This window comes from Acetobacter sp. (assembly GCF_047721705.1).
Lineage (GTDB): Bacteria > Pseudomonadota > Alphaproteobacteria > Acetobacterales > Acetobacteraceae > Acetobacter.
The window spans coordinates 70,936-94,458 of sequence record NZ_JBDNXK010000002.1 but is presented as its reverse complement, the minus strand read 5'-3'; the positions used below and the strand labels follow the sequence as shown (position 1 = coordinate 94,458).

The following is a 23,523-nucleotide window of genomic DNA, read 5'->3' as shown; positions in this document are numbered from 1 at the left end:
CTCCTTGATGGTTAGGAGGCAACCGCCATTTTGGAACGCTGAAGCATGCCGAACAGATCGCGCGGATCATCGGGGTCCGCCACCATGTCCAGCTTTTCAAACAATCCGGTCTCTTCCAGCTTGTCGCGAACGTAGCGGAGCGCCGAGAAATCCTCGATTGCAAAACCGACTGAATCGAACAGGGTAATCTGGCTTTTCCCTGTCCGTCCTGCTGTTTTGCCGGCGATGACTTCCCAGAGTTCGATCACGGGATGATCTTCCGGAAGCTGCTGGATCTCGCCTTCGATACGGGTCTGTGACGGATACTCCACAAAAATAGAAGACCGCAACAGGATGTCCCGATGGAGTTCGGTCTTGCCGGGACAGTCGCCTCCGACAGCGTTGATATGGACGCCTGCACCGACCATGTTGTCGGTCAGGATCGTGGCGCACTGCTTGTCTGCGGTGACAGTTGTGATGATGTCCGCATCTTCTACAGCCGCTTCGATTGTGTCGCAGATGGTGATGTCAAAACCCATGCCTGCCAGATTGCGGGCGCATTTTTCCGAAGCGGCACGATCAATATCATAAAGACGCAGAGCGCGGATGCCGACCAGTTCACGGAACGCGATGGCCTGGAATTCCGACTGGGCGCCGTTTCCGATAATGGCCATTGTGCGTGAATTGGCCGGAGCCAGATGCCGGGCCGCCATGGCGGACGTTGCCGCCGTGCGCAGCGCCGTCAGGATGGTCATTTCTGAAAGAAGAGTAGGATAACCGGAGCTGACGTCAGCAAGCATTCCGAAAGCGGTAACGGTCTGCAGGCCTTCCTTCATGTTCTTCGGATGGCCGTTCACATATTTGAAGCCATAGAGACTGCTGTCGCTTGTGGGCATCAGTTCAATGACGCCTTCAGCGGAATGCGCTGCAATGCGCGGGGTTTTGTCGAATTCCGGCCACCGCTTGAAGTCGGCTTCAAGATAGTCAGCCAGTTCCCGCAGGAATGTGTCGATACCGATGCGATGCACAAGCGCCATCATGTTCTCAACCGAGACAAACGGCACAAAAGCGAGGTGTGAGGGGGTAGGAGCAGAGGACGACATATCAATAAGTCCTTGTCTTGTGTTCGAGAACGCGTCGACCCAGCAGACTTGCTGCGAGATCGGTCATGAGACGTGCCGTCTTGGCGCGTACGTCGAGGAATGGGTTGAGTTCCGCCAGATCCAGAGAGGTGACGAGACCGCTGTCATGGAGGATTTCCATGATGAGGTGCGCCTCCCGGAACGTAGCCCCTCCGGCGACGGTCGTGCCGACGGCAGGGGCGATTTCGGGATCGAGAAAGTCCACGTCGAGACTGACATGCAAACGACCGTTGGCGTGTCTGACACGATCAAGAAAACTGTTCAGCGGTGCGACAATGCCCTGTTCATCAATCGTGCGCATGTCAAAGACGGTCATACCAATGGCCGCCACATGGCGTTTTTCAGCCTGATCGACCGAGCGGATGCCCATCATGCAGACATTGCGAGGGTCGACGGGTGCGGCGGGAACCGGGAAACCCTCGAAGCCGGGCTGTCCCGTAAAGTAGGCGACAGGCGTGCCGTGCAGATTGCCGCTCGTGGTCGTGTGGAGGGTATGCAGATCGGTGTGAGCGTCCAGCCACAGCACGAATTGCGGCTGGTCCAGTTCCTGCGCCCTGCACGCCACGCCGGGGATTGTGCCAGCAGACATGGAATGGTCGCCACCGAGGAAAATCGGCAGATCACATGTGCTGGCCATCTCGTAGGCCCGGCGGGTCACGCTTTCAGTCCACGCTATGATCGCATCCAGATTGCGCACGGCGGGATTGGGGTGACTGACGGCCGGAGGTTGTGCTGGCACAGCATCTCCCACATCGGTCACTTCCCATCCAAGGTTTTGCAAAATTTCCGGCAGGCCCGCGATGCGAAAGGCTGTGGGGCCCATGATACATCCTCGTTCGGATGTTCCGCTCTGTGTCGGGATGCCCAGAATCTGGCATGTTTTCATATCATTTCCTTTTCCTGTTCATGGTCGCTGACCGCAAAGTGTGGACAGGCCGGGCCTGTCCGTCTCTCTCGATTCAGTATGTCAGGTCTTGCGCATGAAATGGCTGACAAACTGGTCAAATCGTTCGTCCATGCCGCCCTGAAACAGGGCTTGCGGCGTTCCCTGCGCGCGCACTGTGCCTTGCTCCAGAAAAACGATCCGGCTTGAGACATCCCGTGCAAAAGCCATTTCATGTGTCACAATCAGCATTGTTCGGCCTTCTGCGGCCAGATCCTGCATGACTTTCAGGACTTCTCCCACCAGCTGCGGGTCCAGTGCTGAGGTCGGTTCGTCGAACAGCAGTACACGCGGCTGCATGACGAGAGCGCGCGCAATGGCGACGCGCTGCTGCTGTCCACCGGAAAGCTGGCTGGGGTAATAGTCAGCACGGTTCAGCATGCCGACGCGGTCGAGGGCTTTCTGCGCCTCATCCCTGACTTCCTGCCGGTTTCGCCCCTGAACGTGGATCGGCGCTTCCATCACGTTCTGCAAAACCGTCTTGTGGCTCCACAGACAGAAGTTCTGAAACACCATGCCAACCTGCGATCTCAACCGGTTGACCTGCTTCTGATCGGCAATGCGCAGTTCATTCCCCTTCTGACGAAATCTGATGTTTTCATCCAGAACAGTCAGAGAGCCGCTGGAGGGGATTTCCAGAAGATTGAGGCATCTCAGGAAAGTCGATTTACCGGAACCGGATGCGCCCAGAATGGAAATGACTTCACCCTCGTGCGCGTCGAGATCGATGCCGCGCAGCACCTCCAGCGCGCCATAGCGCTTGGTCAGCTGTCGCGTCGATACGACGGGCGCAGTCTTGGCAGCGCTGGCTGGGATGATGTGTGGCTGGGTCGTGTCCATGAAAACTCCGGATAAGATCGTTTGCGTGGGTCAGACCCGGTTACGGGGAAGAAGCCAGCGTTCCAGCATGTGGACGCAGCCGACAATCACGAAGGTCAGCGAGAGATAGATCATGCCGGCAATGGTAAAGATCTCCTCGGATCGGTAGCTTTTTGAAACCAGCCTGTAGGCGATGCCGGTCACATCCATCAGCGTGATGACGCTGGCGAGGGAAGTAGCCTTGAGCAGCAGGATCGCTTCGTTGCCGTAATTCGCGAGACCATAGCGCAGGGCCTGCGGCCAGATGATCCGACGACGCAGAAGGAAACCGGACATGCCCATCGCCTGCGCGGCCTCGATCTCGTTCCGGGGAACCGCTGCGATGGCGCCACGAATGATCTCGGCCCCATAGGCGGAGGTGTTCAGGGACAGCGCGAGAATGGCGCACCAGTAAGCCTGTGCCAGAAATGGCCACAGGAAGGAGGAGCGCAGATATTCGATCTGTCCGAAGCCGTAATATATAATAAAGATCTGGACCAGTAAGGGTGTTCCCTGAAACAGCCCGACATAGAGACGCGCCAGCCAGCGCAAAGGAGCAAGCCGATTGTGCGCCAGTGCGGCGACACTCGCGGCAAGGACAAAGCCTGCACACAGTGCGATGCCGGTCAGCTGGAGGGTGAGTGGAACGCCGGTCAGAAGTTCGGCTGTGGTGCGGGCAAGGAATGGCCAGTCCATTTCTATCGCTCCCAGCATCGGCCAAGACGTTTTTCGATAGACCTGATTCCGAAACCTGTGAGTTGCCCTATGAGCAGATACAGCAACGCGGCAGCGCCATAGAAAAGAAGCGGCTGGCGGGTCGCGCCGGAGGCGATGGTTGACTGTCGCAGGAGTTCGACGAGGCCGATGATGGACAGCAGCGCGGTCTCCTTCAGGACGGATTGCCAGATGTTACCGAGTGCAGGCAGAGCGAAACGAAGCGTCTGGGGCGCGATGATACGCCACAGAAGAACAGGTCGGCTCATGCCGCAGGCCTTCCCGGCTTCGATCTGGCCTCGGTCAAGGCGCAGATAGGCGCTGCGATAGGCTTCCGTTTGATACGCGCCCGAGACCAGACCGATGGCGACAACCCCGATCACGAAGGACGGCAGCGAGAAGAAGCCGGGAAAACCTGCCAGATGCATAAGGTGGGTCAGCGCCAGCGAGCCGCCGAAATAGAAGAGATAAACAACCAGTATTTCCGGTATTCCCCGCAATACGGTTGTGTAGAAGGTGCCGATCCAGCGCAGGAGGGGCGTGGATGACAGTTTCAATGTGGCTCCGGCTGTGCCCAGCAGACCACCGATCGTAAAGCTGCATAAAGCAGCGATCAGGGTCAGGCCAGCCGCGATGACCAGCAGTTTGCCCCAGCCATCCGGCCCAAAACCGACAAGGGTGAGGGACAAGGTATTCATGCGGCCACTCTGGAGGCAAAGCGTCCGCAGTCAAAGGGAGCCAACGTGGCTTCAAGGGTGCCGCTGATAAGGGATTTGGCGACAGCCTCTCCGACAGCCGGAGAAAGCTGGAAGCCATGCCCGCAGAAGCCGAAGACATGCCACAGATCCGGTGTGCCCTGTCCGGGACCAATGACGGGAATCCCGTCAGGCGTTGCGCCTTCCAGCCCGGTCCATGTCCGCAGGACCGGCACATGCACCAGCGCCGGAAAGGCTTCGAGTGTCGCCGCTGCGCTCTGCGGCATGCGGTCCATGACCGTGAATGATGTGTCCTGATCAGGACACGGCTTTCCCAGAATGCCGCCACCGATGACCAGTGATCCGACGGCGCTCTGCTTGAAGGAGAGCGGCCTGTCGATGCCGATGACGACGGGGGTAAGAAACGGTTGTGTCCGTGCCGTGACCATCATCGACGGCGCGACGGTCTTGAGCGGCAGAGTCTGTCCGGCCATCGCCGCCACTCGCGCTCCCCATGCGCCGCCACAGTTGATGAGAACGCCGCCTTCATGCTGGCCAAACGATGTTTCCGCCCGCCATCCTCCGCCCCGGACACGCTCCAGCCCCAGCACGCGGCAATTCTCCACGATCCGCGCACCCGCCGCGAAGGCGGCTTCCCGAAATGCACGCGTGGCGGCGGCCGGGTTGGCGTGACCATCCCGTCGGGAGATCAGACCGCCAAGAGCGGTGTCAGAGACGCCGGGAAGCAGGGCACGCACGTCCTCGCGTGAAAGAAGCTCTTCTTCTCTAAGTCCACGCTTTTTCATGTCTTCAGCACGGCCAACGGCCCATGACATCTCGGCGTCATCAAGCGCAAGGCCGATCTGGCTGACCCCGAGGCGCACTTCACAGGCGCTGGCAGCCTTTTCTCCGACCAGTCGGTCAAGATGTTCCCAGTGTTCCATGGCGCGCTGCGAGAGAGGGTATTCCCGCCAGTCGCGCATCAGCATTCTCAACCCGCCCGCGTTGACGCTGGAAGCGTGTCGGCCCGCGACATTTTTATCGAGCAGCGTGACGTTCCATCCGGCTCTCGCCAGAAACAGCGCGATCGAGCAGCCCTGAAGCCCGGCGCCGATGATAAGGGCGGTTTCACTCTGCCGGGACATCGCTCGTCGCCTCCACATCGTGTTCAGGTTTGTCTTCCAGTGTCAGCAACTCGGTCGCGCTGGGGTCCAGACCGGTCAGACCGGCGAGTGCCCCTAGTGGGAGGGGGCGTATCGGAGGTCGTCCCCTGAAAACCGGTGGCGTGGGGCCGCAGGCACCGCGATCTTCCTCGATCAGGCGTGCTGCGGTGATCATGCAGTTGCGTCCCTGACAGGGCCCCATGCCGCACCGCGTTTCACCGCGCAGGGCGTCCATGTTGCCAAATCCGGCGCGGATTTTCTCGCGTAGAGCGCCGGCGGTCAGTTCCTCGCAACGACAGACGATCGTGTTGTCGTCCGGCAGTTTGGCTGACAGACCCGGTGGGAAAGCTGCATCCAGAAAGGGTCGGACGGACAGGGTCCTGTCAATGGCCTGCTGACTCTTGCTGGAGATGCCGCTGCCTTTGCCAAGTTCGGCGAGAATGGCCTGTGCAGTCAGTCGTCCGTGTGCGATCGCGGCCTCTGCTCCCCCGATCCTTCTGGCGTCACCCGTGATGCGGACAGCGCAGCGCTCCGGCTGAAGGTCAGGCGGCAGGGCGGATGAGGCGAGGCCGTCCGGTGTTGTGCGCGGACGCCAACTGGCATTGGCCTGATCCCATTGCAGTGCCAGCCCGGCTCCATTGGGAATATCGATGGCAGGCACGATGCCGTCATGCACGACCAGCAGATCGCAGGCCTGACTCACTCTTCGTCCTTTGACTGTAAAGCTGACAGCCTCGACTTTCCGTTCACCCTCTGCGACGAGGTCAGACAGTCCGGAGACCATGCGCACACCCGAGCGTTTCAGCTGTGCCAGCCATCCCAGTCCCTTGACCACTGGAAGGAGGCTATTTCTGCGCAGATGACGCATAGCCTGCAGACTATCGGAAAAGCGGTCGGTGCGCGCGATGAGAGTTGGTTTCACGCCCAGCTTGTGAAGCTGTGTCGCCAGTAACAGCAGCAGAGGGCCTGTTCCCGCCAGAACGACGTTGCCTGTCGGTTTGAGATTGCCCGCTTTCAGGAGCGTCTGGACAGCACCCGCCGTCATGACACCGGGAAGGGTCCAGCCGGGGAAAGGCACGGGTCGTTCCATTGCGCCGTGGGCCAGAATGACAGTGGTGGCACGGAGGTAGCCTGCGTCCATCCCGCGCATCCAGCCCACTGTCCCGTCCGGTCGGACTTCCCACACGGTTGTCAGGGGGCGGTAGTCGATGCGTGAGCTGGCGCGGAACCGTCGGATCAGGTCCGCTCCGGCGCGGTAGGCAGGGCCAAGTGCCGCAAGAAGCTCCTGTTTGTCAGAGCTCTTTTGAGAAATGTTGGCTTCCAGATTGCGGAAGATCTGACCGCCCGGTGTCGGCTGCATGTCCAGCACGATGACCGAGCAGTTTGCGTCGGCCAGTTCGATGGCGGCTGTCATGCCTGCCGGGCCGCATCCCACAATGATGATGTCAGCATCCATTGGCACGGAGGGGCGCATGTTGGTTGTCTGCGTCATTGTGCGGAGTGTTCCAGAGCGACGGCGGCACCATTCTGACGACGGACCCGCATGCGGTCGCGGACGATTGTCAGGCAGGCCTGCTGATTGCCGATGCCGTCAATTTCCACCAGACAGTCGAAGCACTGACCGATCATGCAATAAGGCAGACGGGGCGCGCCGGACACGGGCGTCAGTCGGTTGAACGCCACGCCAGCACGCAGCAGGCAGGCGGCTACGCTTTCCCCTTTGCTGGCGGGGATCGGCTGGTCATCCAGATAAACCGTTATGCTGTGCGTGAGTGGTGCGATGGGAGAAAACATCTTAACTCTGCAATCGGAATGAGGAAGCGAGACCGGACGGTGTCCGTGAGAAAATCTTTCGGAATCTTCAGAATTTTTCAGTCATGGATCGAAATATCCGTGCCAAACCATTTTTCTGACAGGGCTTGGTTCGTGCCGTCCCTGTTGACGGAAGCAAGTGCGGCATTGAAGGCGTTGCGGAGGGCGTCATCGTCGGGACGGAACGCCATGTTGGTTGTGTCGGACCCGAGAACGCCGCCGGAAAATGTCGGACCCGTCATCACGAGGGAGCCCTTGAGAGCCGCTTCCATAAGGGTTTTGAAGGTTGTGACGTTGGCAATCGCGATGTTTATGCGTCCGGCCGCCAGTTCGAGCCCAAGTTGCTCGAAAGATGGATATTCCCGGACTGTCAGCCCCTGAAGGTAAGCTTCGGCAAAGACGGCGGCTGTGGAGCCTGTCTGGACGCCGATCACCTTACCAGCGAAGGCGGCTTTCAGGGTGTCCAGCGCCGATCGTGCTGTCTGTGGTTCCTGCGTGAGATCGAAAGAGCTTTCTCTATACGGCAGATGCGCCAATGGGTCAGTGGCTGTTGTCAGAAAGCCATTGGGTGCGCGTGTGTAGGGAATGGAAAAAGAAACGACCTTGCTGCGTTCTTCCGTGACGCCCATTGATGCAATGATGGCGTCGTACTGTCCGACGCGCAGTCCGGGGATCAGGCCATTCCAGTCCTGCGTCACAACCCGGCACGTTACCTTCATGCGCTGGCAGAGAATGTTCACAAGATCCATTTCATAACCGGCATATGAACCATCCGGTTTTGCAAAAGCCCAGGGAGGATAGGTGCCTTCCGTGGCGATGGTGAGTGTGCGCGAATACTCTTCAGCCCGACTGGAACCCGACCATGTCAGGAACATTCCTGCTATCGCAAGACAGGTCGCACGAAGAGGCATTCATGATTTCCTGTTGATGGGTATGACAAAAAACTACGTAACTTCATTAGATTTTTAAATGCGATATCGGAACATATTTTTTCTTGGCAGAAAGCATAAGCTCAGCTTAAGCTTGATGGATGCAGCCATCCCGTATTCCGTCCCTGAACTGGCTACGCGTTTTCGATGCGGCGGCACGGCATCAGAGTTTTGCCTCGGCGGGGCGTGAGTTGAACATGTCGGCGGCTGCGGTCAGCCAGCAGATCCTTGCCCTTGAGACCTATCTCAGAAAGCCGCTGTTTGTCAGAAATCCCAACAGGGTTCGATTGACCGTGGAGGGGAACGAGTTTCTACCGACTGTGCAGGTGTCTTTGCGGGCCATTGAGTCGAAGACGGCTTCCCTTTTTCCAAGAAAAAATGAAGAGCGGATTTCTCTCGTTGCCAGTCAGTTGATGGCCATGAGCTGGTTGCCGCGTCGTCTGGTCGCTTTCGAGCAGGCGCATCCGTCGGTTCGCATTGATCTCATCATAGAAGACATACAGCGTCACACCGAACCGGATCTCGCGATCCGATTTGATCATGGCATGTCCACGCTCTCACATCCGGGCTGGCTGATGGGTATCACGCATGTTGTTGTTGGCAAGGCACCGGATATCGAGGCCATAACAGATGCCAGTGACATAACGGATTTCAGATTGCTGGATGTGCGGTCGCATGCTGTCGGGTGGAATACGTTGCTGACGCGATATCCTGGTATGGCCGATGATCCTGCCCTGACAGTTGAATCCGTTGATACAACGCCTCTTGCGCTCATGATGATCAAGGAAAGTCACGCCTTGGCGCTAGTGCCTTGGCCAGCATCTCAGAATCTGGTGCAGGCGCTTGGGTTGACGGTCTGTGAAACCATTCCTCCCATTCCGGGACTGGGAAATTATTATATAGAACAGTTTATGGGGCATGGTGCCCGTCCGATCGTGCCTATACTGTGTGAAGAACTTCGCAAGGCAGCACGAGATACGGATTGTTTGATGTTGCGGAATAATGGGTCGTAAAGAAATATTTCTTCTTTTACATGAAGTTGCATAGAAATGTAGGCGGTGCAGACGATTTATTTGCGGTAAAGGCTATGATGTGCGTTATAGCGAGAGGACAAGCGTAACATGCCTGGCAGGTCAGGGATTGGAGATTTAAAGCAATTATTTTTCATTCATTGGCATGATTGCAGACCAAGAATTACATAATCCCCACTACCTCTACGAAGGTTAGTTTTGCTTTGCTCCGCACTGCATGGGGGGCGCTTCATGGGGAGGCTGGACGGCCGCATGGTCGCTACCTGTCACGTAATCCTGCAGTTCACGTGCTTCCTGTTCGGCATTTTCAGCGCGAAGTTTGACAATATCTCCAATGCTGACCAGCCCGATAAGCGTTCCGTTTTCCAGAACCGGTACATGCCGACTGCGGGAATATGTCATGCGACAGGCAATGTCGTAAATACTGTCATCAGGTGTTGCGGTCGGCATATCTCTCGTCATGATATCCTTTGCGGCCAGAGTGGATATGTTCGCACCGTGTTCGGATAACGCATGAACGATCCCTTTTTCAGAGACCATGCCAACCAGGCGCTCATCAGGGTCAAGAACGGGTGCACCACCAATATTATGCTGCGCTAGTATGGTGGCGACACTCACAACGGGGTCATCTGCTTTCACGGTGATGACCGTGCTGCCTTTTTGCGCTAGAATGTGAAAGACATGAGAGGACATGGGAAAATCCTTTCCATGTTTTAGGGAAATCGAAAAGAAGTTTTGTCAACGCATCGTCATCTCGTCCTCTGTCTCAGACGGGATGGGGAAAGCAGGAAGAAGAGGATGGAGGGCGCGGGCGGGAAAAAGCCCTCCAATCACCACGATTATTGTGAGAACGATGACAAGCGCCATCAGTTCCGGGCGCATATGTCGATTCAGGCTGGCTGATGGCAGCGATGGCGCTGACATCATGACACGGATGATGTTCAGGTAATAATACAACCCGATAATGCTGCCGATTATGAGCACACCCAGCAGCAGGTTGCGCTGGTATTCCACTCCTGTCGCCGCGATCTCGAACTTTGCAAAAAATCCGATGCCTGGTGGAATGCCCGCAAGCGAAAGCAGCATGAGTGACATGGAAGAAGCCAGAAACGGGCGGGTGAAAAACAGTCCCTTCCATTGCGCGATGACCGTGCCATCGGGCCCGTCAGGCGTTGCGAAGGCGGCCATGGTCGCAAAGACGCCTAATGTACTGGCTGTATAGGCCAGAAGATAAATGGTTATGGCCCCCGATTGCAGACGGCCGGGGCAAAGAAAGGCAATCAGCAAGTAGCCTACATGCGCAATGGATGAGCAGGCCAGAAGACGCGTGAGGCTGGTTTGACGCAATGCAAGCAGGTTGCCCCCCATAATGGTCAGGATAATGACAACATACAGGATGTCGTTGAGGAAGGACAGCTGGTTTCCCGTTCCGAAATAACGGACAAGCGAAGAAAATATAGCAATTTTAGAAATCACAGCCAGAAACGCCGCCACGGGAACAGGTGCGCCTTCCATCACGTCCAGCAGCCACATATGGAAGGGAGCAGCAGAAAGCTTGAAAAACATGCCGACAAGGATCATGATCGTGGCGACAACCGGCAGCGCAGGGGAAATATCTCCGGCTGCGGCGGGCGGCATGAACCGCAGCGATCCCGTAACGCCGTATGCCAGACCGATACCAAACAGAAGAATGGCGGAAGACATGCCTGACAGGATCAGGTATTTCATTGCTGCTTCATAACCCTGCATGGCCGGGCAGTGCCGGAAGGTCACAAGTCCCATGAGCGAGACACCAAGGATTTCCAGTCCCAGGAAAAAAGGCATGTAATTCGCGCTGAAGACCATGGTCAGTGCGCCAAGCGTGCCCAGCATGTACAGCAGAGGATATTCATCCGTCAGTTTGGTTCTGTCGTGTGCGTCATTCCGCCACGACATGAGCAGGATACACATGCTGGAAAACATGATGAGGATGGCAGTATAGTTTGCCCATTGATCCTGAATGAACAGGCTGTCTCTATTATCCGGTGCTGTGCCGGTATGGTGCCCTACAAACACAAGAGCCAGAAGCAGTGTCCCCATTCCGGTTAGAAAACTACGGTTCGTCGAACGTCGCCACGCCGTTGCGGCGAGCATGACCGTGATCCCTACACAGAGCACCGGCAAAGATGTTGGCAGGAAAACATCGTGTCCGATCATGGCGCATGATCTCCCTGACCGGTCGCCTCTATCACGGACAGGGAAGAGGGAGAGGAAAACGTCATGAAAGGCTGTGGATGCAGACCCAGCACGATCAGAAAAATCATCGCACAGGCGAAAACCGCCATCTGCTGGACGGGCAGATCCTTCAGGGGGATTTGACCCTCCCGACGAGCCGCCAGAAAGACGCGATTGACCATCCGCAGCGCATAAATGGCGGCCAGAACCAGCCCCACGGTCGTCGCTGTCGCAATGATAGGGCTGACATGCCATGTCGCCAGCAGCACGAGGAACTCGCCCGCGAAGTTACCCAGTCCCGGCATTCCAAGCGACGCTACGGCAAAAAACAGCCCCATGGCGGACAGGCGTGGCATGGCTGTCCACAAGCCGCCGATACGGTGCATGTCACGTGTATGCAGTCGGTCCTGAATGGCACCCGCGATCAGGAAAAGCGCACCAGCGCTCAATCCGTGGGCCAGCATTTGGATGATCGCTCCCTGCATTCCCATGCGTGAACCGGTAAAGATGCCAAGCACCACGAAACCCATATGGCTGATACTGCTGTAAGCGATCAGGCGCTTGAGATCATTCTGTGCACAGGACAGCCACGCCCCGTACAGAACCCCGACAACGCCCAGCCCCATGGCGACGGGCGCGAAATACATGGCCGCATCGGGAAACAGCATGACATTGAAACGGATCATGCCATATCCACCAGTTTTGAGAAGAATGCCTGCCAGTAGTACGCTGGCAGCCGTGGGCGCCTGAGTATGCGCATCCGGCAACCAGACATGGACCGGCACGATCGGCAGCTTGACGGCAAAGGCTATGAAGAATCCCAGCATGAGCAGCATGGAGAGGATAGGGGACAGGTGTGTCTGGGCCAGTGTGAAATAATCGAATGTCAGCACGCCGGTTTCCCGATCATGCGTAATGACCAGGCCGAGGATGGACAGCAGCATGAGCAGCCCGCTGCCCTGCGTGAACATGAAAAACTTCAGAGCGGCGCGCTGTCTGTCTTCATGCCCCCATACGGCGATCAGCACGAACATCGGCACCAGCATCAGTTCCCAGAAAAAGAAGAACAGGAACAGGTCTGTGGCCAGAAATGTCCCGATAATACCAGTAAGCGTCGTAAGAAAAAGGAAATGGAATGTGCCGGATTTGACCGTAACCTGACGGGTGGCAAGGCATGCGCACAGAAAGCACAGGATCAGCGAAAGCCAGATCAGTGAAAGCGAAAGACCGTCCATGTCCAGTCTGACAGCGATCCCCATAGTTGGAATCCATGGCATGGAAAAATGCTCAAGCCATGGCCCTGTGCGAATGGTCGGATGGTTGAATGTGACCATTGCAAGCAGTAGGGCTTCCACAATCAGGGTCGCCAGCATTACCCACCACGATGCATTACGTGCGGGTGCGCTGGTATGAGGCCGAATGCGCTCAGCCAGCCACGCCAGACCACCGCCTATGACAGGCAGCAGCACAAGGGCGGGAAGGGGATTCATGACAGCACCGCCATGGTGAGAGCCACGCACAGCCCACCGGCAATCCATGCTGCATACCACCGCACGCGACCGTTTTGTATCTGGCCCATCAGGTGATCGGCCCACCTTATGCCACTGGTCCCCCATAGGGTCAGCGTGCCCAGAAAAGCCGTTCGCGCTCTGAGAACCGAGGTGCTGGCCGTCCGTGTCAGCCGTCCCGCTCCGGTTATGGCGTAATCAAGAATGTCATGCCGCGTCAGCCACGTCAGGAAACGAAAGGGCTGCACGAACAGACGGTCATACAGTATGTCGATACCCTCGCCGGTGCGGGCAAAGCGAATAACTGCCGCCTGTCCCGGTATCTCGCGCATGACGGGTGAAGGGCGTCCCCACAGCACCCATGCGACGCCAAGTCCGGCAAGCGGAACAACGGCACCCGCCAGCACCAGCCAGCCGGGTTCATCCACGTGTGAGTGGGATGCCGCAGGATCAAGAAGGGTGCTGAACAGATGAAGGGGAGGAAATGTCGTGGGCATTTCAATGATGCCTCCACAGAGGGACAGGACACACAGGCAGCCAAGGGGAATGGTCATGAGACGTGACGTTCGTCCTGTCGCTGCGGTTCCCGCCTTCCCGCCAAAAACGATGAATACGCATCGAAAAATATAAAGCGCGGTCAGGAAGGCTCCCAGCAGGGCCATCCCCCACAGGAAATGTCCGCTCAGCATCAATTCATGGGGCAGGCGGAAATGGGCGGGCCATACGCCCGACAGGATCATTTCCTTGCTGTAGCACCCGGCCGTGACCACGGGCAAACCGGCTAGCGCGGAGGCTCCGATGACAAAGGCGGCGGTCAGTCCCGGCATGGTGTGGCGCAGGCCGCCCAGACGGAAAATATCCTGTTCATGATGGGTGCGCACGATAACCGCGCCCGCGGTCAGGAAAAGGAGCGCCTTGAAAAAGGCATGGGTCATTAGGTGAAACAGCGCCGCTTGCCACACGCCGCATCCAAGGGCGAGAAACATGTAGCCAAGCTGGCTGATCGTAGACCATGCAAGGATACGCTTGAGATCGGACTGCACCAGCGCCGTGCAGGCTCCCATAAGAATGGTCAGCGCGCCGAGCATGGCCGTAAGCGCCATGACGGGGACGGCCAAGGCAAAAAGGTCATGCAGTCGCGCAATCAGATAGACTCCAGCCGTAACCATCGTCGCCGCATGGATCAGGGCGGAAGTCGGTGTCGGTCCGGCCATGGCATCCGGCAGCCATGTGTGGAACGGGATCTGCGCCGATTTGGCAAGGGCTCCTATGAGGATGAAAAGTGCGGCCATGTTTAGGGCGGTCGGGGTTATCTGCCCGTTTGTAATCGCCGCCAGAACGGTGCCGATGTGCAGGGAACCTGTCGCCGTGGCCAGAAGCAGCAGGCCGCACAGCAAGGCCGCATCTCCCATGCGGGTCATATAAAAGGCCTTGCGTGCGGCAGCAGTATTGACAGGGTTGTCGTACCAGAACCCGATGAGTAGGTAGGAACACAGCCCCACGCCTTCCCACCCGATAAACAGGCAGAGCAGGTCGGACGCCAGCACCAGCACCAGCATGGAGGCCACGAACAGCGTCATGCAGCCAAAAAAGCGGGCAATCCCCGGATCGTCCCGCATATAGCGTGCGGCATAGATATGGATCAGCAATCCCACAATCGTGACGACAAGGATCATGACCATGGAAATCCGGTCCAGTATGAATGCGATATCGGCTGAAAATCCTGCGATATGCATCCATGGCCACAGCGTTACCTGCATTATCCCTGTCGTTGGACCGGACAGAAGCAGGGCGGACAGAACGATGCTGATGACGGCGGATAGTCCTAGGCTCACACAGGCAACCGTCCCGACGGCATACGCGCTCATGCGTCCGGCGGTTACGAACAGGATCAGGGATGCCGCCAATGGAGAAAGGATGAGAAGGGGAAGCAGAATTTCGCCCATGGCCCTTATCCTTGCAAAAGGTTGCCGGTATCGGCATCGAGCGTGGGACGTCCCCGGCCGTGTAGGCACAGGATGATGGCCAGCCCCACCGCCGTTTCTACGGCGGCGAGGGCGAGAATCAGCAGGAACATCACCTGTCCCGCCGCGTCATGCCAGCGTGCACCTGCGCCCACGAAAACGAGGGCGGCCGCATTGAGCATGATGTCCAGCGACATCAGCATGAACAGCATGTTGCGCCGGATGAGAACGCCCGCCAGCCCGACCGAAAACAGGATGGTGGCCAGCAGCAAGGTGTCGTTGAAGGAAAATACTGGCATGTCAGCGCTCCTCAGCCCGGTTGCGCCCGATGTGAAAAGCCGCGACCAGACCAGCCAGAAGCAGGAATGACGCCAGTTCGACCATCAGCACATAGCGGCCAAACAGGCTTAGCCCGACATCATGTGCCGTAATGGAGGAAAGGGGAGGAACGGCTTCGGAAAGAGGGCTGATACAATAAAGAAGTTCCGCACACACGATAGCGGCCAGAAATCCCGGCCCCAGCCATGCGCGCGGACGCAGCCATTCCTTTTCGCGCGCGCTGTCCGGTTGCCCCAGATTGAGCATCATGATGACGAAGACGAACAGCACCATGATCGCGCCGGCATAAATGATGATCTCCAGCATCGCCGCGAAGGACGCTCCGAGCATCACAAGTAATGCCGCCAGCGCCAGCAGTGTCACAACCAGATACAGCACCGCATGCACGGCGACTTTCCGGGTAATGATCATGATGGCCCCGATGGCGGTCACACTGGCAGCAAGGAGGGCCAGAGCGTGCATGATGGTTACGGCAGCAGGGAGTGAAGATCGATTGGCGGGCGTTCGCGTTCGGAAGCACCGCGTTCCTTGCCGGGGATGGGGATGCCCGCGACATTGTAGAAGCTGTAATCGGGATATTTCCCGGTTCCGCTTATCAGCAGGTCTTCCTTTTCATAAACAAGATTGGGGCGCGCGTATTCGCCCATCTCAAAATCGGGAGTCAGTTGTATGGCGTAGGTTGGACAGGCTTCCTCACAAAATCCGCAGAAAATACAACGGGAGAAATTGATCCGGAAATATTCTGGATGCCAGCGCCCATCGGTCTCGGTTTTCTGCAGACTGATGCAGTCCACCGGGCAGGCGACAGCGCACAGATTGCACGCCACACACCGTTCCTCTCCATCGGGATCGCGCGACAGAATGATCCGTCCGCGATAACGCGGCGGCAGATAGGGCTGCTGTTCGGGATATTGCACGGTCGCGCGCCGGTGGAAAGCATGCAGCGCCGTCAGGAACAGGGTGCGCAATGTATGGAACATGGGAGATGCCTTTGCATCGGGCGTGCTACAAAGACGCACGCAACATAAGAATAGTTCCGGTCGCCATGATATTTAAAAGTGAAAGCGGCAGCAGGACTTTCCAGCCCAACGCCATCAACTGATCGTAACGCGGGCGGGGGAGACTTGCGCGCAACAGAATGAAAAACGCCACCATGCCGCCGGTCTTGATCATGAACCACAGGGCAGGGGGCAGCAGTGGTCCGCGCCAGCCTCCAAGATAAAGCGTGGTCACAAGGCTTGAGACCAAAACGATCCCGGCATATTCGGCAATGAAGAACATACCGAATTTCATGCCCGAATATTCGGTATGGAAACCTGCGCCCAGTTCGTTCTCCCCTTCGGGAAGATCAAAGGGGAGACGGTGTGTTTCCGCAATGCCTGCAAGCAGGAACACACCAAAGCCGAGGCATTGCGGGATGATGAACCATAACCCCGCCTGCGCCGTCACGATGTCGTGCAGGCTGAATGATCCAGCCATCATGACCACGCCCAGCAGCGAAAGTCCCATGAAGACTTCGTAGCTGATCATTTGCGCTGCTGCCCGCATGCCGCCCAGCAGCGCGAATTTGCTGTTGGAGGACCACCCGGCCAGCACCACCGCATAGACACCCAGCCCCATCATGGCGAGGATGAACAGCAGCCCGACATTCAGGTCGCCAGCAATGCCCGTGCCCATCGTGACCGGAATGACGGCAAAGGATAGCAGGACCGTCATCATGCCGATAGCAGGAGCAAGAATGAAAACACCCCGATCAGCAAAGGGAGGAATCCAGTCCTGTTTGAACAGGATCTTGATGCCGTCCGCCACGGCCTGAAACATGCCGCCCGGTCCTACGCGGTTGGGACCATGCCGGTCCTGCCATAAGCCCAGCAGTCGCCGTTCGACCCATGTCAGCACGGTCGCAAGGGCAAGGAGGAGAAGCGGAGTAAGAATGATGGTGAAGAGTGCTGAAGAAGTCATGATTGTTCTCCTTCATCTGGCAAACTCTCAAGCCGGGCCATGCGGGGGAAACGGAACGCGCGTGCGACCCTGTGCGTGGGGCATAGGACAGTGCCTTCGGGGAGACCGGGCACGAATTCCACGGGCAAAACGTATGGTCCATCTTCCAGATGCAGCACCATACGGTCGGATCTGATCGCGCTGGCGGGCAGCCCCAGCGTTGGCGCACTGGATCGCGCCATGATGGGAGGCGAGAACATGCTCAGTTCCTCGCTGCCGAACAGGTGTGTATCGGGCAGCACCAGCACAGTATCCGCCTGTGGAACATAGGGGGATGGAATATCCGTGCTGTAAGCGTAGGGCTGCGCTTCCGTGTTTTGATTTTCCGCTGGGGTTAACAGCCGGATACCCGAGGGACCACCACGCATGGGCCCACCGATTTCGGACTGGAAACGGTTAAGCGCCTGCACCGAATTCCATGCGGGCGTCTGATAGTAGGGAACCAGTGCGCCGGGCATGTCCGGTTCATAGGCTCCTTCCATTGAACTGCTGAATGGTGTGTCCGGGCTGGCGGGTGGCGGCTGGTCACGCACACTGACGAAGGAACGGATGACGGTCCGCCCGCTGGCGCGATAGGTCTGGCTGCGAAGTTTCTCACCATTGATACGGTAATCTGCTTCGGGCGCAGCTATAACGGCCGCAGCCAGATCGGGAAATGCCGTTGCCAGCGCGGCAAGAACATCATCGAGATCCCGCCAGTCGATCAGACCCGTTATGGGGTGCATGGACGAGTCAAGGCTTCGGGCAAGTGCCTGTATCCACCGCCAGCCGGCCTGTATCGGGGCAGGGGGAAAGACCGCCTGGAAAAAGCGCTGCGCCCGGCCTTCCTGACTGACCAGTGTGCCGCTGCATTCGCTGAAGGCCGCAATGGGCAGGACAAGACTGGCGTGCTGGCACAGTGGTGTCACCGTATGGTCGATCACAACGATGTTGGGAACAGTCGCCACAAGTTCCGCTACATCGGCGGGATCAAGGGCGCGCGTCAGGTCATTTTCCACGATGATCAGGGTGGAAATCTCGCCTGCCCGGGCCTGTTCCATCACTGTTTCCAGCGGCAGTCCGCCCATCATGGCCAGCCCCATGCTGTTGCATTCCGGCAGAACCAGCGACAGGCCCGCGGCAGGTGTGACGCGGGCAAGAGCTGCGGCAATACTGGCGGCGGCCTGCATCAGTGCCAGAGAGCCATACTGCATGCCGGATACGACCAGCGGTTTTTGTGCTGCCATCAGCGCCTGCGCAATGCGTGCGGCACGCGCCGAATCATCCGGCGTCAGATCCGTGACGGGTGAAGCGGAGGGATCAATTTCGTGGGCGATAGCAAAGCCAAGTCGTGCGATATCATCGGGTGATGCGCGAAAGGTTTCAGCAGCCACATTATCCAGATCGGTCGGCGCAGGAGTCAGGACATACAGGGCGGAAGGACACTCGCTGCCCAACGTACGGACCGCCGCATCCATCCACCGTGGCACTTTCGCGTTGTCCGCCGTATGGAAAGAGGCTTGTCGCACCGACTGCCGTAGTGACAGACCCAGCCGGGGAGCTGTGACGCAGACGTCTTCGCCCAGCACCAGCACGGCGTCGGCACTTTCCATTTCATGCAGGGTGGGAAGAGTGCCGGAATGCCGGGAGAGCAGGGTACGGGCCAGTTCCACGCATTCCTGTTCCTGTCGCGTCTGGCCGGTGGAAAAACGCTCTGGCCCTACCAGCGCATGCAGACTGAAACAGGTCTCCAATGCTGCGCGGGGTGAGGCTATGCCCACAATCCGCCCCTTCGTCGCCATACGCGCGAAGGCGGTCAGGACGTCCGCCATGGGGACGGGCACCTGCTGTCCGTCAATGGCGCGCAGCGGCGTGCGGATCCGTGTCGGCGCATTGACAAAACCATGACCGAACCGCCCCCGGTCGCACAACACGTAGCGGTTGATGTCCGCATTGTAGCGGTTCAGCACACGCCGGAGGGTTTCCTCGCGGGCATTGATGATGGTGTTGCAGCCCACTGCGCAGTGTACGCACACTGAGGGCGCGCCCCGCATGTCCCATTTGCGGGTGTAGACGGCGGAAAAGGGTTTGTCGGTAAACACGCCGGTCGGGCAGATTTCCACCAGATTGCCGCTGAACGCGTTTTGCAGCGTGCCGTCTTCGGCACGACCAAAATAGACATTGTCATGCGAGGCAAAGGCCGCCAGATCATCGCCGCCCGCGTAATCACGGTAGAACCGCACGCAGCGATAGCAGGCGATACAGCGGTTCATTTCATGTTTTACGAACGGCCCGAGATCCTGATTGCGATGGGTCCGCTTCGTAAACCGGTAGCGACGGGTGTTGTGCCCGGTCATGACCGTCATGTCCTGCAGGTGACATTCGCCGCCTTCCTCGCAGACAGGGCAGTCATGAGGATGATTGACCATCATCCATTCAATAACGCTGGCCCGAAAGTCGCGGGCTTCCGGATCGTCGATGGAGATAATGGCGTTCTCGCTGACAGGAGTCATGCAAGCCATCACGATGCGGCCCTTTCTGTCCTCCGGCCCGCTGAACTGTTTGACGGCGCACTGCCGGCAAGCGCCGACGGAGCCGAGTTCGGGATGCCAGCAGAAATAGGGCAGGTTGGCTCCCGCCTCCAGACAGGCCTGAAGCAGGTTGATGTCGCTGCGGGTCTGGCAATCCCGTCCATCGATGCGGATGGTGGTCATGGTCCTGCTCCGGCTTGATGCGGGCAACGGCCCTGCTGGATGTGGGCGGCGAAATCGGCGGCGAAAAGCTTCAGTCCGCTGGCCAGTGGCGCCATCGCTCCCGGCGCATGGGCGCAGAAGGTCCGCCCCGGAGCGCCCAGCATGCGGGCATGACGGTCAAGCTGCTCCAAATCTTCATCACGACCCGTCCCGTCTTCAATCGCGTCCAGCAGGCGCTCCACCCATGGCAGTCCATCACGGCATGGCGTGCACCAGCCGCAGGATTCCTGTGCGAAGAAATGTTCAAGGTTGCGGATCATGCCGATGGGGCAGGTGCGATCGTCCAGAATGATGGCCATGCCGGTGCCAAGCCTGCTGCCCGCCTTTTCCACCGATCCGTAATCCATGGCGACGTCGAGGGCCGTGGCGTCGATAAAGGCGGTGGAAGCTCCACCGGGCAGCAGGGCGCGCAACTGGTAGCCGGGGCGCATGCCGCCTGCGTGGTCTTCGATGATCTGACGCAGCGGAGTGCCAATCGGCAGTTCCCATGCGCCCGGCTTTGCTACGCGCCCGCTGACACCATAGATTTTGGTGCCACCATCCTCGCCCAGCCCGAGGCCCGCGAACCATTCCGGTCCGTTGGCGATGATATGGGGCAGGTTGCACAGCGTCTCGACATTGTTCACCACGCTTGGCGCGCCCCACAGGCCGCCGGTCTGCGGAAAGGGCGGCTTGCTGCGTGGTGTGGCGCGACGACCTTCCAGTGCGGTCAGAAGGGCGGTTTCCTCGCCGCATATGTAGCGTCCGGCGCTGGAATGTACGTGGATGTCAAAGCTGAAGCCTAAGCCGAGAATGTTCTCGCCCAGCCAGCCCTGCTGCCTTGCCTCTCCGATTGCACGGTGCAGGCGGACGCAGGCTTCCTGATACTCCCCACGCAGGAAGATGATGCCATGCCCGGCCTGCACGGCGTAGGCGGCAAGGATCATGCCTTCGACCAGCTGGAGAGGATTGCCTTCCAGCAGCCAGCGGTCCTTGAAGGTGCCCGGCTCCATCTCGTCCGCGTTGGCGATCAGGTATTTGCGGCGTTCAGACGCGGGTTCCTTGGGTACGAAGCTCCATTTCTGCCCGGTCCCAAAGCCTGCGCCTCCACGCCCGCGCAGCTTTGAGCGTGTCACCCTGTCTATGATCTCAGCCGGGGAAAGGGTGCCCAGCGCCAGTCGCACGGCCTGCCAGCCGCCAGCGCGTTCGTATGCCGCGCAGTCGGGCGGACCCACGGCAGGATCGATCATGGCGGTCAGGGGACGTTCGGAGGCGGCCGTCATGGCGTGTCCCTCAACGTATCGATCAGGTGATCGAGGCTTTCAGTGGTCACATCCCCATGTAGCGTGTTGTCAACCAGCATGGCCGGAGCGTGATCGCAGTGTCCGATGCAGACGGTGGGGAGCAGCGTGATGGCGTTGTCCGCCGTAGTTTCTCCGGGCCTTATGCCGAGCTTTCGGCACAGATGGACGCAGAGCGGTTCGCGTCCCATGATCCAGCATGAAACGCTGTCGCACAGCATGATGACATGTCGTCCGACCGGCCTGCGGAACAGCAGGTTGAAATAGGTCGCGACGCCATCGAGATCATCCGCCGACATGCCCAGCAGATCGGCCACTTCGCGCAGATGCGCGGTGCTGACCCATCCAAAGTGAGCTTGCACCAGCCGCAGGGCCGCGACACTCGCGCCGCGCGGGTGCAGTTCCTGCGCCGCAAGGGCAAGGATTTCCGCGCGCATGGGCGCTGGGAGGGGGAGATCAGCGGTCGACATCGGCCATCACGAAATCGATGCTGCCCAGGATCGCGATCAGGTCCGCCACCATGATGCCGCGACTGAGCAGGGGGATCATTTGCAAGTGGGCGAAGGACGGTGTGCGGATGCGCGTGCGATAGGACGTTGTGCCTCCATCGCTGATCAGAGTGTAGGTGTTCACGCCTTTCGTGGCTTCGATGCTGGCCCGAGCTTCTCCCGGGGGAATGACTGGTCCCCAGCTTACGCTGAGGAAGTGATGGATCAGGGTTTCGATGTCATGCATCGTCCGCGCCTTGGGCGGTGGGGTTGTCAGTGGATGGTCGGCTTTGACCGGACCTGCGGGCATGTTGTCCACGCACTGGCGGATGATGCGCAGGCTCTGACGTATTTCCTCCACATGCACGGCAATCCGGTCATAACAATCGCCGTTAGTACCAGTGGGAATGTCGAATTCGAGCTGGTCATAACAGGCATAGGGCGCATGTTTGCGGTAATCCCATTCCAGCCCTGTAGCGCGCAGCCCCGGTCCGGTAACGCCCCATTCGACTGCCTCTGCGGTGGTATAGGCGCCAATGCCTTTCGTCCGGGCGCGGAAAATGGGATTGCGCATGACCATCGCATCGTATTCGTCCAGCCGCAGAGGAAGATCGTGGAGAAAGACGCGGATCAGTCCTTCCCATCCGTTGGGCAGGTCCATAGCCACTCCGCCAATGCGGAACCACGCCGGATGCATGCGAAAGCCGCAGATCGCTTCGATAATCCCGAACACGCGCTCGCGGTCGGTAAACATGTAGAACACAGGCGAAAGTTGTCCGACATCCTGCACCATGGTGCCGTAGAAGACGAGGTGGCTGGCAATGCGGAACAGTTCCGCCAGCATGACGCGGATCATCTGTGCGCGTGGTGGCACGGTAATCCCGGCCAGCGTCTCGACCGCCATCACATAGGGGAAATTGTTCATGACGCCGCCGAGATAATCCACCCGGTCGGTGTAGGGGATGTAGGTATGCCATGACTGGCGTTCTCCCATCTTTTCCGCGCCGCGATGATGAAAACCGATATCGGGCACGGCATCGACAATCCGCTCTCCTTCCAGTTGCAACACGATGCGGAAAACGCCGTGCACACTGGGATGATTGGGGCCGAGATTGAGAAACATGAAGTCGCTGTGGTCACTGTGTCGCCGCATGCCCCACGCGGAAGGGTCGAAGCGCAGGGCGTCCTGCTCCTGCGCTTCGTGTTCTTCCGTCAGGCTGTAGGGCGGCATTTCCGTGGCGCGGGCGTGGTGGTCCTTGCGCAGGGGATGCCCGGTCCATGTGGGCGGGGTCAGGATACGGCGCAGGGAGGGATGGTTCTGGAAATGGATACCGAACAAATCCCAGACCTCGCGCTCATACCAGTTGGCGTTGGGCCAGAGATCACAGATGGTGGGGAGGGTGGGGACTGTTGCGTCGAGAGGCACCTTGATCCGCACTTCATCGGTACGGGTGGCTAGCGAAATCAGGTGATAGACAACCGTGAATGCCGATTTTGGCTGCCCGTCGCGGTGGGCGCGATCACGTTCATCTATGGCCGTCAGGTCCAGCAGCATGAGGGATGCAGCAGCCTTCAGTGCGGCAAAGGTGGGGCGCAGATCGGTCGCCGCGATCCAGAGGATGGAGACCCCGTCGCATCCAGTCTGTGTAGCCAGCAAACCGTTGGGGAGATGCTCCGAAATTCTTTCCGCAAGACTCTGTTCACGGGCGGGAGAAAGGAGCATCGTCATGG

General features: G+C 58.7%; 22 protein-coding genes. 1 reads left to right on the top strand and 21 read right to left on the bottom strand.

Annotated features, from left to right (window positions below):
• Nucleotides 1–11: 11 nt before the first annotated feature.
• The 9 genes from ABF824_RS00810 to ABF824_RS00770 all read right to left on the bottom strand — a co-directional run bounded on the left by ABF824_RS00810 (nt 12) and on the right by ABF824_RS00770 (nt 8,217).
• Nucleotides 12–1,082 (bottom strand): ornithine cyclodeaminase, encoded by a 1,071-nt coding sequence (locus tag ABF824_RS00810; protein WP_415485904.1) that lies wholly within the window; start codon nt 1,080–1,082, stop codon nt 12–14.
• A gap of 1 nt (nt 1,083) precedes the next feature.
• Nucleotides 1,084–2,007, bottom strand: coding sequence for an arginase (gene rocF, locus ABF824_RS00805; protein WP_415485903.1), 924 nt, complete (start codon nt 2,005–2,007; stop codon nt 1,084–1,086).
• An 81-nt stretch (nt 2,008–2,088) separates the two neighbouring features.
• Nucleotides 2,089–2,904 carry an ABC transporter ATP-binding protein gene (locus tag ABF824_RS00800; protein WP_415485902.1) on the bottom strand — a complete coding sequence of 272 codons (816 nt, stop codon included), beginning with the start codon at nt 2,902–2,904 and terminating at the stop codon, nt 2,089–2,091.
• A 30-nt stretch (nt 2,905–2,934) separates the two neighbouring features.
• A complete protein-coding gene (locus tag ABF824_RS00795) occupies nt 2,935–3,618 on the bottom strand; it encodes an ABC transporter permease (protein ID WP_415485901.1) in 684 nt (227 codons plus the stop codon).
• 2 nt (nt 3,619–3,620) lie between these two features.
• Nucleotides 3,621–4,334 carry an ABC transporter permease gene (locus ABF824_RS00790; protein WP_415485899.1) on the bottom strand — a complete coding sequence of 238 codons (714 nt, stop codon included), beginning with the start codon at nt 4,332–4,334 and terminating at the stop codon, nt 3,621–3,623.
• The gene (locus tag ABF824_RS00785) at nt 4,331–5,476 is read right to left on the bottom strand and encodes an NAD(P)/FAD-dependent oxidoreductase (protein WP_415485897.1); all 1,146 of its coding nucleotides are present in this window, start codon (nt 5,474–5,476) and stop codon (nt 4,331–4,333) included. Before ABF824_RS00785 ends, ABF824_RS00790 begins: the two co-directional genes overlap by 4 nt.
• Nucleotides 5,460–6,986: an FAD-dependent oxidoreductase gene (locus ABF824_RS00780; protein WP_415485896.1), complete on the bottom strand. Its 1,527-nt coding sequence runs from the start codon at nt 6,984–6,986 to the stop codon at nt 5,460–5,462. The genes ABF824_RS00785 and ABF824_RS00780 overlap by 17 nt, the downstream gene beginning before the upstream one ends.
• Nucleotides 6,983–7,288 carry a (2Fe-2S)-binding protein gene (locus ABF824_RS00775; RefSeq protein ID WP_415485895.1) on the bottom strand — a complete coding sequence of 102 codons (306 nt, stop codon included), beginning with the start codon at nt 7,286–7,288 and terminating at the stop codon, nt 6,983–6,985. The genes ABF824_RS00780 and ABF824_RS00775 overlap by 4 nt, the downstream gene beginning before the upstream one ends.
• A 77-nt stretch (nt 7,289–7,365) precedes the next feature.
• Nucleotides 7,366–8,217 carry a transporter substrate-binding domain-containing protein gene (locus tag ABF824_RS00770; protein WP_415485894.1) on the bottom strand — a complete coding sequence of 284 codons (852 nt, stop codon included), beginning with the start codon at nt 8,215–8,217 and terminating at the stop codon, nt 7,366–7,368.
• Between the two features lie 119 nt (nt 8,218–8,336).
• Between ABF824_RS00770 and ABF824_RS00765 the strand changes: the two genes are divergently transcribed.
• Complete coding sequence (locus tag ABF824_RS00765) at nt 8,337–9,248, top strand: LysR family transcriptional regulator (RefSeq protein ID WP_415485893.1); 912 nt, start codon at nt 8,337–8,339, stop codon at nt 9,246–9,248.
• A gap of 210 nt (nt 9,249–9,458) precedes the next feature.
• Here the strand turns inward: ABF824_RS00765 and ABF824_RS00760 are convergent, their stop codons facing one another.
• From ABF824_RS00760 to nuoC, 12 genes are read right to left on the bottom strand one after another with little or no spacing between them, the layout of a single operon-like run.
• Nucleotides 9,459–9,959, bottom strand: coding sequence for a CBS domain-containing protein (locus ABF824_RS00760; protein ID WP_415485892.1), 501 nt, complete (start codon nt 9,957–9,959; stop codon nt 9,459–9,461).
• A 45-nt stretch (nt 9,960–10,004) separates the two neighbouring features.
• Nucleotides 10,005–11,462 (bottom strand): NADH-quinone oxidoreductase subunit N, encoded by a 1,458-nt coding sequence (locus ABF824_RS00755; protein WP_415485891.1) that lies wholly within the window; start codon nt 11,460–11,462, stop codon nt 10,005–10,007.
• Nucleotides 11,459–12,970, bottom strand: a complete 1,512-nt coding sequence (locus ABF824_RS00750) for a complex I subunit 4 family protein (protein WP_415485890.1) — start codon at nt 12,968–12,970, stop codon at nt 11,459–11,461. The genes ABF824_RS00755 and ABF824_RS00750 overlap by 4 nt, the downstream gene beginning before the upstream one ends.
• Nucleotides 12,967–14,934: an NADH-quinone oxidoreductase subunit L gene (gene nuoL / locus ABF824_RS00745; protein ID WP_415485889.1), complete on the bottom strand. Its 1,968-nt coding sequence runs from the start codon at nt 14,932–14,934 to the stop codon at nt 12,967–12,969. Before nuoL ends, ABF824_RS00750 begins: the two co-directional genes overlap by 4 nt.
• Nucleotides 14,935–14,939: 5 nt before the next feature.
• Nucleotides 14,940–15,251 (bottom strand): NADH-quinone oxidoreductase subunit NuoK, encoded by a 312-nt coding sequence (nuoK, locus tag ABF824_RS00740; protein ID WP_415485888.1) that lies wholly within the window; start codon nt 15,249–15,251, stop codon nt 14,940–14,942.
• 1 nt (nt 15,252) lies between these two features.
• Nucleotides 15,253–15,753 (bottom strand): NADH-quinone oxidoreductase subunit J, encoded by a 501-nt coding sequence (nuoJ, locus tag ABF824_RS00735; protein WP_415485887.1) that lies wholly within the window; start codon nt 15,751–15,753, stop codon nt 15,253–15,255.
• 5 nt (nt 15,754–15,758) lie between these two features.
• Nucleotides 15,759–16,271 (bottom strand): NADH-quinone oxidoreductase subunit NuoI, encoded by a 513-nt coding sequence (gene nuoI / locus ABF824_RS00730; protein WP_415485886.1) that lies wholly within the window; start codon nt 16,269–16,271, stop codon nt 15,759–15,761.
• Nucleotides 16,272–16,296: 25 nt separating this feature from the next.
• Complete coding sequence (gene nuoH, locus ABF824_RS00725) at nt 16,297–17,253, bottom strand: NADH-quinone oxidoreductase subunit NuoH (protein ID WP_415485885.1); 957 nt, start codon at nt 17,251–17,253, stop codon at nt 16,297–16,299.
• Nucleotides 17,250–19,985, bottom strand: coding sequence for an NADH-quinone oxidoreductase subunit NuoG (gene nuoG, locus ABF824_RS00720; protein ID WP_415485884.1), 2,736 nt, complete (start codon nt 19,983–19,985; stop codon nt 17,250–17,252). The genes nuoH and nuoG overlap by 4 nt, the downstream gene beginning before the upstream one ends.
• A complete protein-coding gene (nuoF, locus tag ABF824_RS00715; RefSeq protein WP_415485883.1) occupies nt 19,982–21,286 on the bottom strand; it encodes an NADH-quinone oxidoreductase subunit NuoF in 1,305 nt (434 codons plus the stop codon). Before nuoF ends, nuoG begins: the two co-directional genes overlap by 4 nt.
• Nucleotides 21,283–21,774 (bottom strand): NADH-quinone oxidoreductase subunit NuoE, encoded by a 492-nt coding sequence (gene nuoE / locus ABF824_RS00710; protein WP_415485882.1) that lies wholly within the window; start codon nt 21,772–21,774, stop codon nt 21,283–21,285. The genes nuoF and nuoE overlap by 4 nt, the downstream gene beginning before the upstream one ends.
• Nucleotides 21,761–23,521, bottom strand: coding sequence for an NADH-quinone oxidoreductase subunit C/D (gene nuoC / locus ABF824_RS00705; RefSeq protein WP_415485881.1), 1,761 nt, complete (start codon nt 23,519–23,521; stop codon nt 21,761–21,763). The genes nuoE and nuoC overlap by 14 nt, the downstream gene beginning before the upstream one ends.
• Nucleotides 23,522–23,523: the final 2 nt, after the last annotated feature.

Excerpts from the sequence above, each read along its gene's own strand:
- ABF824_RS00775 (WP_415485895.1), bottom strand. The coding sequence starts at position 7,288 with ATGTTTTCTCCCATCGCACCACTCACGCACAGCATAACGGTTTATCTG.
- nuoE (WP_415485882.1), bottom strand. The coding sequence starts at position 21,774 with ATGTCGACCGCTGATCTCCCCCTCCCAGCGCCCATGCGCGCGGAAATC.
- nuoG (WP_415485884.1), bottom strand. The coding sequence starts at position 19,985 with ATGACCACCATCCGCATCGATGGACGGGATTGCCAGACCCGCAGCGAC.
- nuoC (WP_415485881.1), bottom strand. The coding sequence starts at position 23,521 with ATGACGATGCTCCTTTCTCCCGCCCGTGAACAGAGTCTTGCGGAAAGA.
- nuoL (WP_415485889.1), bottom strand. The coding sequence starts at position 14,934 with ATGGGCGAAATTCTGCTTCCCCTTCTCATCCTTTCTCCATTGGCGGCA.
- ABF824_RS00810 (WP_415485904.1), bottom strand. The coding sequence starts at position 1,082 with ATGTCGTCCTCTGCTCCTACCCCCTCACACCTCGCTTTTGTGCCGTTT.
- ABF824_RS00755 (WP_415485891.1), bottom strand. The coding sequence starts at position 11,462 with ATGATCGGACACGATGTTTTCCTGCCAACATCTTTGCCGGTGCTCTGT.
- nuoI (WP_415485886.1), bottom strand. The coding sequence starts at position 16,271 with ATGTTCCATACATTGCGCACCCTGTTCCTGACGGCGCTGCATGCTTTC.
- ABF824_RS00780 (WP_415485896.1), bottom strand. The coding sequence starts at position 6,986 with ATGACGCAGACAACCAACATGCGCCCCTCCGTGCCAATGGATGCTGAC.
- ABF824_RS00790 (WP_415485899.1), bottom strand. The coding sequence starts at position 4,334 with ATGAATACCTTGTCCCTCACCCTTGTCGGTTTTGGGCCGGATGGCTGG.
- ABF824_RS00750 (WP_415485890.1), bottom strand. The coding sequence starts at position 12,970 with ATGAATCCCCTTCCCGCCCTTGTGCTGCTGCCTGTCATAGGCGGTGGT.
- ABF824_RS00800 (WP_415485902.1), bottom strand. The coding sequence starts at position 2,904 with ATGGACACGACCCAGCCACACATCATCCCAGCCAGCGCTGCCAAGACT.
- nuoF (WP_415485883.1), bottom strand. The coding sequence starts at position 21,286 with ATGACGGCCGCCTCCGAACGTCCCCTGACCGCCATGATCGATCCTGCC.
- ABF824_RS00765 (WP_415485893.1), top strand. The coding sequence starts at position 8,337 with ATGCAGCCATCCCGTATTCCGTCCCTGAACTGGCTACGCGTTTTCGAT.
- ABF824_RS00785 (WP_415485897.1), bottom strand. The coding sequence starts at position 5,476 with ATGTCCCGGCAGAGTGAAACCGCCCTTATCATCGGCGCCGGGCTTCAG.
- ABF824_RS00795 (WP_415485901.1), bottom strand. The coding sequence starts at position 3,618 with ATGGACTGGCCATTCCTTGCCCGCACCACAGCCGAACTTCTGACCGGC.
- ABF824_RS00760 (WP_415485892.1), bottom strand. The coding sequence starts at position 9,959 with ATGTCCTCTCATGTCTTTCACATTCTAGCGCAAAAAGGCAGCACGGTC.
- nuoH (WP_415485885.1), bottom strand. The coding sequence starts at position 17,253 with ATGACTTCTTCAGCACTCTTCACCATCATTCTTACTCCGCTTCTCCTC.
- ABF824_RS00770 (WP_415485894.1), bottom strand. The coding sequence starts at position 8,217 with ATGCCTCTTCGTGCGACCTGTCTTGCGATAGCAGGAATGTTCCTGACA.
- rocF (WP_415485903.1), bottom strand. The coding sequence starts at position 2,007 with ATGAAAACATGCCAGATTCTGGGCATCCCGACACAGAGCGGAACATCC.
- nuoK (WP_415485888.1), bottom strand. The coding sequence starts at position 15,251 with ATGCCAGTATTTTCCTTCAACGACACCTTGCTGCTGGCCACCATCCTG.
- nuoJ (WP_415485887.1), bottom strand. The coding sequence starts at position 15,753 with ATGCACGCTCTGGCCCTCCTTGCTGCCAGTGTGACCGCCATCGGGGCC.